This window comes from Pseudoalteromonas sp. Z1A8 (genome assembly GCF_011378855.1).
Lineage (GTDB): Bacteria > Pseudomonadota > Gammaproteobacteria > Enterobacterales > Alteromonadaceae > Pseudoalteromonas.
In genome coordinates this window covers 1-9,011 of sequence record NZ_WTLB01000089.1, presented here as the reverse complement: position 1 = coordinate 9,011, position 9,011 = coordinate 1, and the positions used below count along the sequence as shown (strand labels likewise).

The following is a 9,011-nucleotide window of genomic DNA, read 5'->3' as shown; positions in this document are numbered from 1 at the left end:
GGCAAGCTCACTGACTTCGATGTGATAAATGATAGCTAATCATTTATCAATGAGAGATACAAGGCGCAGAGCTTGCTCGCGCGAAAAGCGAAGCTTTTAAATTTTTAGGCCGTGCCGTAGGCGTGAGTTTACCTCGCGCTTTTAAGTTGTAGGAACTGGCTTTAGCCGTGATTTTTACGTGATTTTGGGTAAGGGATTTAAAGACCTCTATTCGAGGTTATATCGCGTTGGCGATGGCAACCAAAGGGCGGCTGCCGCCGACCGCCCTTTGGAATCCCACGGCGCACCCGAGGATCACACTGTGCCCTCAAGTTAAAAATTGATGTGAACGTAAACGCCATGTATTCGCTATCCATGGCGAAGTCACGGCTTATCTTGCATCCATGCAAGTAATTACTCATCAATTTATAACTTTCGGGTGTGATCACGGGGAGTTGGAGTGTGTTGGTAGATTGGTGTTTATAAATATAGGCGATGGTTTATCTCATCGAGTGACGGAGAATGTAAAGCTAACAAATCAAGTAACTCGGATGCTGCAAGCAGCACCAGTTCTTGAAGCCGTAGGTGTCTTGGAAGCTCAAGTGTTTGAGGAAGTATTGTGGTTAGAAAAAATGGAGAAATGGGATTACCCGTTACACAGGAGTGGCATTCGACATTCTGTGAGATTGTTGAAACTATAAGGAATATCTATGCCAGTGATTAATAAAAAATATGAGGAAATATCGCTTACAGATGAGTATTTAAGCGATCCGCTTCTTATGGCATTGGCATGGAAAAAGAGTCACCAATATATTCGCACCACTAACTGGTATGCCGATAATTTTGAGCTAGACTTGTCTGCGCTTAATTTGGTTGACCACTGTGACCAATGGGTTACAAGTCTTGCTCAGCCGATTGAATTTTCAAATCTTGAATTGGTGCCAGCCCCTAAAGCTTATCAATGGGAGTTTGTCGAAGCCGAGATTTTTGACGCTATTGGCGAACCGGAAACGCCTAAAGACCACAACTTAATCTGGCAACCTAAACCTGATGACAAGAATAACAACTCAGAATCACCTCTGAAGATTAGACCCTTGGCACACATACCTATTCGTGAGCAGTCGATGATGACTTTACTTATGATGGGGCTAGCAAATAAAGTTGAAACAGCTCAAGGTAACCCTGAAACCCCTCTAAGTGACGTGCATGAAAAAAGGGTAGTGAGTTATGGCAATCGTTTATATTGCCAATACCGAGACGATGGACAAGCCAATCATAGTTATGGTGCGACGACAATTTACAGTAAGTATTTTGTTGATTATCGTCGCTTTTTAGAGCGGCCTTACTACTTTGCAACGCAGCAGCTTGGTGAGATATCGCCTGATGAACGTGTATATTTAATAGAGCTTGATCTATCCAAGTTCTTTGATTTGATAAAGCGTGAACTGCTTATCGAAAAGGTGAATGAGCTACTTGGGCACCAAGATCAAAATGGCGAATATAAGTGTTTAGGTAATTTGCTATCTGCGTTTGAACAATGGGGATGGACTAAAAATGCGGCTAATGCATACGAGGAACTTTGCAAATCAGATGAAGTGCCTTCTGCACCAAAAGGTTTGCCGCAAGGGTTAGTTGCTGCAGGCTTCTTATCTAATGTGTACATGCTTGAGTTTGATGAGCAATTCCAAGGGTATATCGGTAAGTGCTTCTCAGATAGCAACTTGCGACTGGTCGATTATTGTCGCTATGTTGACGATATTCGCTTGGTGGTCGTAGGACCTAAAAGCTTTGACAACAAAAACCGCATAAGCGTAGTAACTGAGGCTGTAAACACATTAGTTGAGAACCTAGACTGCTGGGAAAAGTTAAATCTTAAACTAAACAGTGAAAAAACTAAGGTAGAAATTTTTCATGGCCGTAAAGTTGGCCTTTCCAAGAACTTAGAAGAAATTCAAAGCCGATTAAGCGGTCCAATTTCGTTTGATGAAGCAGAAAATCAATTAGGTCAACTAGAATCTCTGTTGTCATTATCAAATAAAGTGTTAGTTAAAGCTAAAGAAAATGGTTTTCCCGTTAATTTACTCGCCAATATCGAAAATCAACGTTTTGATGTGCGGGAAGATACATTGAAACGCTTTGCAGCAAACAAGTTAGTACAGGTGCTAAACGAAATTCGGCACTTTACTACACAAGAGCCTGATGAAAGCGGCCAGTTACAGCCAGGAGATTGGGATTATTTACAAGAACGTATTGCTAGACGGTTTATTGCTTGCTGGAGTTTCGATCCAGCATTGGTTTTATTGCTTAAAAAAGGGCTAGAGCTTTTTCCTTCTACTAAGTTGCTTGAGCCTGTTTTACAGCAGCTTGAAGCGTTAATGTTGCGAAAAAATGAGCCCAAGCAACAAGCTGTGGCAAGATACTGTTTATCAGAGGTTTTTCGTCATGCTGCCACTGTGATTCACAAAAAAGACTCTTTGGCGATTCCGGCTCATGCCAATGTGGATGAGTTTTTTGAGTTACTTCAACATTTGGCGGCTAAATATGTCTAGTGATAATTTCGATTTACTAAAAGAACAGGCCCGTTTCTTATTATTAGTTCGAGGTGATACCAAGCTTGAGCATAAAAGCAGTGATGAGAAGTTTGATTTGATTTCTAAGCTAAACAGAGGCTTTAGAGAAATTACACTGCCCGAGAGTATTGCAGGGCAAGAACTATCCGTTTCAATTTTAATGGCGAGTCAGATTAGTAACATGAGTAAATGCTTTATTCGTGCAACGTCATGTTTAATTGAAAAAATAAAACAGCAGGCCGCTTTTGAAGAATGCCTCTCTTTACTTGCCAAGCAAGATAAACAATTGGTAACGACTTTGATTCGTCATGCCAGAGGTGTAAAGCAAACTTGGCAATTAAGCTCTGTTGTAAAGGAATTAAGTGAATCGCTGTGTCTTGAAGTTAAACCTTTAGCTAAGTCCCTTGATCAGATCAAAGAGAAGGTAAGTCTGTTACGCTTGATTCTTCGGGATGATAATCCATTCGCTAATGAGGTGATGGCGTTAAAATTGATGCAAGCTGCTTTAGCAAACGTTGAACAATTGAAGGATAACGCCAAACAATCAATTAACCTTGCTACTACAAAGGTAAAGTTTTTACATTTTTCCACCATAGTTAAGAAAGAAGCTTTTGATGCAGAGCTTGAGCTCACTTTTGCATTCAAGCCCAAAGGTAAGTTAGACCAAGCTTGGGGAAACTTTAGCTCTGAAGTTGAAGCAGACATTATATTTTTAAGGTCTTTGGGTGGGTTTATTAGAGCTGCATTAGTTGGCGGTCAAGACTGGACTTCTTTTGGTCAAACCTTTGATACGAAAGTGGGGTATAGAGGTATTCGAACAAGTGCTTATAAAAGGCAGCTAGGCTTAAGGACCACTCCTGAATCTATATCAGGTGTGGGAGCGCAAGTGTCAGGTTGGATAATGGGTTTAATTTCGAAATTGTTGAAGTGGCCGGGAATTAGCGTCAATGATCATGGATATAAATGGCCTTCATTATGGTCTGTAGAGGTGGTAACTAAGTTGGTCGATGAGCGATTAAAGCTATTGAAAGAAGCGTATTGCACGCTATCTGGTATGCCAAGCTTGCTTGAGAAGCAGGCTTTAGACTGGCCAAAAGATAAAAAAGCGTTGTCTGTGGTGATGGTGCAGTCGAAAATGCCTTTGAAAAAGGATTTTTCCAAATTTGGCATAATGTTGGCTGATTTTAAATATCGTTCGAAGCACAGAAAACATATCGCATCTGTTGCTGAGTTAGTTCTGAAGCATCTCGAAGCACAAAACACTGATGAAAAAGAAAAAAAACAACGTGCGGACCTTATCGTTTGGCCTGAGCTTGCGATCCACAATGACGATTTAGATGTGTTGGTAGCTTTGTCAAGAAAGACTAAGGCCATGGTATTTGCTGGGCTCGGTTTTATTGAGCAAGATGGAGTTAAAGGCCCAAATAATTGCGCAGTATGGATTGTTCCCACGAAGCATCAGTCAAATCAGCGAGAAATGATACGTTTGCAGGGTAAGCAAAATATGATGGCTGATGAAGAAGGTAAAATTCAACCTTGGCGTCCATATCAATTACTACTTGAACTAGTGCATCCAGCCTTTGAGGACGAAAAGGGTTTCGTTTTAACAGGTTCTATTTGTTATGACGCCACGGATATTGCATTAAGCGCAGACTTGCGTGATAAATCAAATGCTTATTTGGTTAGTGCTCTTAATCAAGATGTAAATACTTTTGATTCAATGGTGGAGGCGCTTCACTATCACATGTACCAGCATGTCGTATTAGTAAATTCAGGGGAATTTGGCGGTTCGTTTGCAAAAGCACCTTATAAGCAACCACACAAGCGCCTCATTGCCCATGTACATGGTAATGATCAGGTGTCAATTAATACCTTTGAAATGAATATGTTTGATTTCAGAAGAGATGATATTGGTGAAGGGATGCGCAGTAAGATAGAAACTAAAGCTAAACCTGCTGGGATCTAGATAGGGCTGTCCCCATAATTGTCTTCTAAGCGTAAAATGGACAGCCATTTTTATTTTTAACAATCTAAGCTAGGCTTTTTGCGCTAAAATTATTTAATTATGGTTGTCCAATTTGTTTTGTATAGCTGTGTGATATATAGCACTCAAACGGGTTAACCGACTCAGTAAATACTTACCATAATTTAAGTAACAAAGAGCTTACTCATAAAATTCGGCAGTTAGAACGTTCGCAAAGTGCTACTCTAGCTAAAAAGCAAGACACGTCTTACAACGTGCATAATGACTTTGACTATATCTGGCACTTACCAGCCAGCTATTAGAAATAATATTACAGTAAACCTATTAGTAAACTAAGCTCAGAAAATTCAAGCGATTAAATTAGAATCTATCACCCAACCCCTAACTTTCCTGCCTCATGCCACATTTCACTTGGCATGGGGTTGGTTAACTCCCACGTTATATTCATTGGCTGGCTGCCGTTGTGGCTTTGGTATTTAACCTCGCCGTAGTTTACAAACCCCATGGTTCGGCCGTTTTCGTCTTTACCTTGCTCGCGCACAAATAACAGGATGGTTTTGCCTGTTTGTTGGTGCTGAATATAACTAAGGCCGCGGCCGTGTTCTGGGCGGGCGCTGTTTTGTGTTTGCCAATGGAACAGGGTAGGGCTGATTGCGTAGTCGTGATACAACGTGGTGGGTGAATAGGTTTTTTCGCACTTATTAAGTGTTACAAATAACAGCTCTAGGTTTTGGTTTTTAAATTCTAAAACGCCTTCGCGAGCAGTCGATTTTTTATCAAACGAGTGCGCCCCAAATGCTGCGAGTATTTGTTGGCGAGTGTAGCGGCTGTGTAATTTAATTGTGTGGTTTGGTAGGCATGCTAAATCACTTTCTTGCTGGTGAATGCGGTTTATTAATAGCGTAATTACTTGAGCAAGTTCCTGCTGTAGCTCTTTGTGTTTAAGTGCTTGTAAGCTTTGCTTAAGGGTTTTAAACCCTAAACTTGCGCCTGTGCTATCCCAAAAGTTGTAATGCGCCATAAGCGCGTACTGTTGGTTTTGCGCTGTTTGGGTAAAGCTAAAGTCGTTATTACATAAATCACGTAAAAAGCATAAATAACTGAGTGAGTCGCAGCCGAGTAATTGAGTGTTTATAGCGCGGTAATACGCGGCGTAAATATCGGCTTGTTCTATTGGTATTTCATCACCTTTTAACCAGTGCCAGCCGCCGAGTTTTTTATCTTTTGGTTTGTATACATCTTCAAGTGTAACTTGCGGGTTTATACGTAAAAAGTTACTTAGCGTAAGCGCGTCATTAGTGTGTTGCGAATAGCTATTTATAAGCTGCTGTAAACGGCGTTTAGAGTTTATAGCTTGCTGAATATTTTTTAATATTGTTTGTTGTGTACGCTTTTGTAGCTCTATGCGGCAACCTAGCGGTAAATGCGGGAAGTTGTTTTCAATCTCGGTTTTTATTGGTTGGTTGCTTTTACCAATCAGTGCGCGGAACTTACTGGCAAAGTCGTATTCTGGGCGCGCATTTCCTACAAAGTCGAGCACGGTACAGCATTGCTTTTGGCTGTTGTCGGGCAGGCGTAAACCACGGCCTAGTTGCTGCAAAAACAGCGTTAGGCTTTCAGTTGGGCGTAAAAACAGTAAAGTATCGACTTCTGGAATATCGACACCTTCGTTGAAAATATCAACCACGCAAAGTATTTGTATTTCGCCTTGGCGCAGTGCTTGTTGTTTGGCTGCACGCTCATTGGTGTTTTTGCTGGTGAGTACATCGGCGTTTATGCCTGCTAAGTTAAACTTTTTAGCCATAAATTCAGCGTGTTTTTGGCTTACGCAAAACGCGAGTGCTTTAATGGTTTGAGTATTGGTTACGATATCAGCAAGGCTCGATATAATTTTGTTAGCGCGGCTGTTTTCACCTGTATAAAGGTTACTTAGCTCACTTATATCGTAACGGCCACCACGCCATGTTATTTGGCTTAGGTCGGTGTCGTCATCTAGTCCAAAGTATTGAAACGGGCATAAGTGGCGTTGGTTTATTGCCTCTGGCAAGCGGATTTCGGCGGCTATTACCCCGCAAAAATCATCGAGTATATTTGCGCCATCTTGTCGCTCTGGTGTAGCGGTTAAGCCAAGTAATATTGTGGGCGTAAAATGGTTTAAAACATCGCGATAACTTGCAGCGCTTACGTGATGTACTTCGTCTATAACTATGTAGTCGTAGTAATCGTGAGTTAAATTGAGCGATTCAATTTGGCTGTTCAGCGTTTGGATTGACGCAAATAATTGGTTGTAGCGTTGTGGTTTGTAGTTACCTACCCACAGCTCGCCAAAGTCGTTATTTTTAAGCACTCCACGGTAAGCGCTTTGCGCTTGTTTAAGTATTTCTTCGCGGTGGGCTACAAACAAAAAGTGTGCGTTTGGGTTTTTATCGTAAACAGTTTTAAAGTCGAACGCCGATATTATGGTTTTACCTGTGCCGGTTGCAGCAACTACTAAGTTTTTAAAACGATTATGTACGCTGCGCTCAGCACTTAGTTTTTCTAAAATAGCGAGCTGATGCGTTTTTGGTGTTATATCAAAATAAAACTGGCTGCTTGATTGCCCAACACCGCGTTGCTCGTTAAGTGAATTAATGAGCTTTTCTTTACACTCAACAGCGCCTGTAAATAGCTCGAAATCTTTTGATTCCCAGTAGGTTTCAAAGGTACTTTTGGTTTTAGCTATTATGTGCGGAATTTCTTGTGCAGTAATTTTTAAGTTCCACTCAAGGCCGCTGGTAAGCGCCGAATGCGATAAGTTAGACGATCCAATATACCCTGTATGAAAACCCGTATTGCGCATAAATAAGTATGATTTAGCGTGTAGGCGTTCTTGCTGATTATTATAACTTAGCTTTACTTCGGTATTTGGTAGGTTTGCTAAAAACTCAACGGCTTTAGCATCGGTCGCGCCCATATATGAGGTGGTAATAACTTTGAGTTTATTGCCGCTTTTAGTAAACGCTTCAAGCTCATTTTTAAAAATCCGCAGGCCTGTCCATTTTATAAATGAGACAAGCCAGTAAATAGTGTCGGACGATTTAATCTCGCGCTTTAGCTCGGTTTCGAGCGATATACCTGCATTAGCACCGCTAAATAACTCGCTTTGTGTAAGCCCTGCAAGTGGGAATATATCGCTTGAATAATCTTTCAGGTTGGCCGCAATAGGATTTTGGGTATTAAACAGAGCGGTAAGTATTCGGCCTTGGCTATCGATAAGGTTTTCGTTAATTAGCTCGTCATCGCGAATATGATCTTTAAGCCAAAGTACAAGGCTGTTAGCTAGGCTAATTTGTTCTTGTAGGCGCTCGCTTGAGTTAGGAATGGCATCGATTGCATGCGTTACAAGCTTACTTAAAAAGCGTGAAAGCCATGTTGCGGCTTCAGCCGATTCAAGCTGGCGCTCGCCAACATAAAATTGATCACGATTTAAGTTTTGCTCAATTACTTGCGTAATTAACTGCTCGTAAATACCAATTTGCTGCATTAAAACCACTCCCTGTTTGCGAGTAGTTAGTTTACTTAAATACGGTACAGCTACAAGTAATAATCGAGTAAGTTACTAGTAATTAAGTACAAACGTGTGAGTTAAGTATTAGCCGAGAGAACAATTAAAGGATGGTGCTAAGACAATTCCCCCCTTTAATTTCACCTGCAAACACACAATTAATGAGTAATTACCTCGCATGGATTCGAGGAAAGCGATGCTTGCACATGGATGTGCGTTCATCGCGTTTACGTTCATATTAATTTAGTGTTTAAAGATAAGTGGAATTGAGGGGCGCCGTGGGGTTCCAAGGGGCGGTCGGCGGTATCCGCCCCTTGGTTGCCATCGCCAACGCGATATAAGTAAATTATTTTAAAAGCTTCGCTTTTCGCGCGAGCAAGCTTCGCGCCTACAGCAAATTTTAAGGCTGGTGCTAAGACAATTCCCCCCTTCAACTTCACCTGAAAACACATAATTAATGAGTAATTACCTCGCATGGCGGAATTTTGTTCCCGACAAATTCCAAGTACCTAAATCCCTTTAGGCAATTCGAGGAAAGCGATGCTTGCACATGGATGTGCTTTCATCGCGTTTACGTTCATATTAATTTAGTGTTTAAAGATAAGTGAAATTGAGGGGCGTCGTGGGTGACGAATGACCAAAGCGTAGCTTTGCAGCTTGAGGAAGTGGAAGCATGGATGCTGACAGGAACCCGGCTTCAAGGATGAATTATTAGCAGCAGAGCTTATTTGAAGAAGACCGCCCTTTCGTTGCCATCGCCAACGCGATAAAAGTCAATTATTTTGAAATTAAAAACCAAAAGCGCGAGGTAAACTCCCGCCTACGGCTTTTCGCGCGAGCAAGCTGAGCGCCTTGTATCTCTCATTGATAAATGATTAGCTATCATTTATCACATCGAAGTCAGTGAGCTTGCCTGTGCGTCTAGTATTTAATA

At 41.4% G+C, this 9,011-nt stretch carries 3 protein-coding genes; 2 read left to right on the top strand and 1 reads right to left on the bottom strand.

Features of this window, described 5'->3' with window-relative positions:
- Positions 1 to 689 precede the first annotated feature (689 nt).
- Positions 690 to 2,528, top strand: coding sequence for an RNA-directed DNA polymerase (locus GQR55_RS20120; protein ID WP_206012151.1), 1,839 nt, complete (start codon positions 690 to 692; stop codon positions 2,526 to 2,528).
- Positions 2,521 to 4,515: a hypothetical protein gene (locus tag GQR55_RS20115; protein ID WP_206012150.1), complete on the top strand. Its 1,995-nt coding sequence runs from the start codon at positions 2,521 to 2,523 to the stop codon at positions 4,513 to 4,515. Before GQR55_RS20120 ends, GQR55_RS20115 begins: the two co-directional genes overlap by 8 nt.
- 388 nt (positions 4,516 to 4,903) lie before the next feature.
- On the opposite strand, the gene GQR55_RS19280 is transcribed toward GQR55_RS20115, so the two are convergent.
- Entirely contained in the window at positions 4,904 to 8,056 is a 3,153-nt protein-coding gene (locus GQR55_RS19280; RefSeq protein ID WP_166421881.1) for a DEAD/DEAH box helicase, read from the bottom strand.
- Positions 8,057 to 9,011 lie beyond the last annotated feature (955 nt).